The 2843-nt window shown below is 72.1% G+C and carries 2 protein-coding genes and 1 pseudogene; all 3 read left to right on the top strand.

All coding sequences use genetic code 11. The features are described 5' to 3' along the window. Positions 1-94: 94 nt before the first annotated feature. Complete coding sequence (locus ACZ4VL_RS26100; RefSeq protein WP_468204537.1) at positions 95-613, top strand: nucleotidyltransferase family protein; 519 nt, start codon at positions 95-97, stop codon at positions 611-613. Positions 614-885: 272 nt separating this feature from the next. Next, positions 886-2505 (top strand): malate synthase A, encoded by a 1620-nt coding sequence (gene aceB / locus ACZ4VL_RS26095; protein WP_468204443.1) that lies wholly within the window; start codon positions 886-888, stop codon positions 2503-2505. 131 nt (positions 2506-2636) lie between these two features. Continuing rightward, positions 2637-2843: pseudogene (locus ACZ4VL_RS26090) on the top strand (IS5/IS1182 family transposase); the annotation flags it as partial.

The following is a 2843-nucleotide window of genomic DNA, read 5'->3' as shown; positions in this document are numbered from 1 at the left end:
CCCGTCTGTTGCGTCCCCCCCCCCCTCCCCGCCCCCCCCCCCCCCCCCCCCCCCCCCCCCCCCCCCCCCCCCCCCCCCCCCCCCCCCCAAGGCCCTGCTGCCCCACCGCGGGCGCCCGCTCGTCGAGAACGCGGTGCGGGTGTTGCGCGAGGCGGGCTGCGACCCGCTGCACGTGGTGCTCGGCGCCTCGGCCGCCGAGGTCCGCGAGCGGGCGGACCTGAGCGGCTGCGTGCTCGTGGAGAACCCGGACTGGGCCGAGGGCATGGGCTCCTCGCTGCGGGCCGGCCTCGCCTCCCTGGCCGGTACGGGGGCGGCCGCGGCCCTGGTCTCGCTGGTGGACCAGCCGGGCATCGGGCCGGCGGCGGTGGCCCGGGTCCTCGCCGCGTACCGGTCCCCGGCCAGCCTGGTGGCGGCGGCGTACGGCGGGGAGCGCGGGCACCCGGTGCTCTTCGGCGCGGACCGCTGGGCGGACATCGCGGCCACGGCGACGGGCGACAGGGGCGCGCGGGTGCACCTGACACGGCACGCGGACGAGCTCACGCTGGTGGAGTGCGGGGACGTCGCCGAGGCGTACGACATCGACACCCCGCCGGACCTGGACCGTCTCGCCTGAGGGCGGGCGGAGGCGGTCCTGAGCGGGCCGTGACCGGGGTGACACTGAGGGCCACTGCCGATCAGAGTGTGTCGACTCGGAGAATCTCGACATCAACAAACCATTGAACTTCCACCATAAGGAAATTACTATCCACTGGTCAGAAGCGCCCTGAACCCCAGACGGCGCCCGCGACCGTATCCCGGAACTCTCCACACCCGACGGCACTGCGTGCCGTCCCGCGCGAGCATTCCCCGCGGCCGCCAGGCACCGCCGCTGAAGGAGTGACAGATATGTCCGCACCAGCGCCGTCATCGCCGGCCATCGTCGACGCCGCGCCGCTGCCCCGCCAGGACGAGGTCCTGACGGAGGAGGCCCTCGCCTTCGTGGCCGAACTCCACCGGCGGTTCACGCCCCGCCGCGACGAGCTCCTCGCGCGCCGCGCCGAGCGCCGCGCCGAGCTCGCCCGCACCTCCCACCTCGACTTCCTCCCGGACACCGCACAGGTCCGCGAGGGCGAGTGGCAGGTCGCGCCGGCCCCGGCCGCCCTGAACGACCGCCGTGTGGAGATCACCGGTCCGACCGACCGCAAGATGACCATCAACGCCCTCAACTCGGGCGCCAGGGTGTGGCTCGCCGACTTCGAGGACGCCTCCGCACCCACGTGGGAGAACGTGGTCCTCGGCCAGCTGAACCTGATCGACGCCTACGAGCGCCGCATCGACTTCACCGACCCGCGCACGGGCAAGGCGTACGCCCTGAAGCCCGCCGAGGAGCTCGCGACCGTCGTGATGCGGCCGCGCGGCTGGCACCTGGAGGAGCGCCACCTCACGGTCGACGGCCGGCCGGTGCCGGGCGCGCTCGTGGACTTCGGCCTGTACTTCTTCCACAACGCGCAGCGCCTGATCGACCTGGGCCAGGGCCCGTACTTCTACCTGCCGAAGACGGAGTCCCACCTGGAGGCGCGCCTGTGGAACGAGGTCTTCGTCTTCGCCCAGGACCACGTCGGCATCCCGCAGGGCACCGTCCGCGCGACCGTCCTGATCGAGACCATCACGGCCGCGTACGAGATGGAGGAGATCCTCTACGAACTGCGCGACCACGCCGCCGGCCTGAACGCGGGCCGCTGGGACTACCTGTTCTCCATCGTGAAGAACTTCCGCGACGGCGGCGAGAAGTTCGTCCTGCCGGACCGCAACGCGGTGACGATGACCGCGCCGTTCATGCGCGCGTACACCGAACTGCTCGTCCGCACCTGCCACAAGCGCGGCGCCCACGCCATCGGCGGCATGGCGGCCTTCATCCCCTCCCGCAAGGACGCCGAGGCCAACCGCGTCGCGTTCGAGAAGGTCAAGGCCGACAAGGACCGCGAGGCGAACGACGGCTTCGACGGCTCCTGGGTCGCCCACCCCGACCTGGTGCCGATCGCCATGGCCTCCTTCGACGCGGTCCTCGGCGACAAGCCGAACCAGAAGGACCGCCTCCGCGAGGACGTCTCGGTGGCCCCCGGCGAGCTCATCGCGATCGACTCCCTGGACGCCAAGCCCACGTACGAGGGCCTGCTGGGCGCCGTCCAGGTCGGCATCCGCTACATCGAGGCCTGGCTGCGCGGCCTCGGCGCGGTCGGCATCTTCGGTCTGATGGAGGACGCGGCCACCGCCGAGATCTCCCGCTCGCAGGTCTGGCAGTGGATCAACGCGGGGGTCGTCTTCGAGAACGGCGAACGCGCCACAGCCGAACTCACCCGCCGCATCGCCGCCGACGAACTGGCCGCCATCCGCGCCGAGCTGGGCGACGAGGCCTTCGCGGCCGGCAAGTGGCAGGAGGCCCACGACCTCTTCCTCCAGGTCTCCCTGGACGCCGACTACGTCGACTTCCTCACCCTCCCGGCCTACGCCCACCTGATCGGCTGACCCGCCCGCCGAACGTGACCGGCCCCGGCCCGTGAGGGATGCCGTTGGTTAATCCGGGGCCTGCGTGACGTCGGCCTTCAAGACCTGGTTGTGGTCTTGAAGGCCGACGTTGTCGTATGGGGAGGGTGTCGATGTCGATGCAGCCGACGGAGCCGGGGGAGGTCCCCGCTGAGACGGCGCGGGTGGCTCAGGCCGCCTTCCCGAAGGGCAGCCTGGCAATCCGGCTCCGGGACGACCTGGGGATGCTGTTCACCGATGGGCAGTTCTCCGACCTGTTCCCCGTTCGGGGCAGGCCGGCCTGGTCTCCGGGCCGGTTGGCGCTGGTGTCGGTGTTGCAG

The sequence above is a fragment of the Streptomyces sp. NPDC029014 genome (assembly GCF_055564695.1).
This window is presented reverse-complemented; position numbering and strand designations above follow the sequence as displayed.

Coding starts and splice junctions, on each gene's coding strand:
- aceB (WP_468204443.1), top strand. CDS start 886: ATGTCCGCACCAGCGCCGTCATCGCCGGCCATCGTCGACGCCGCGCCG.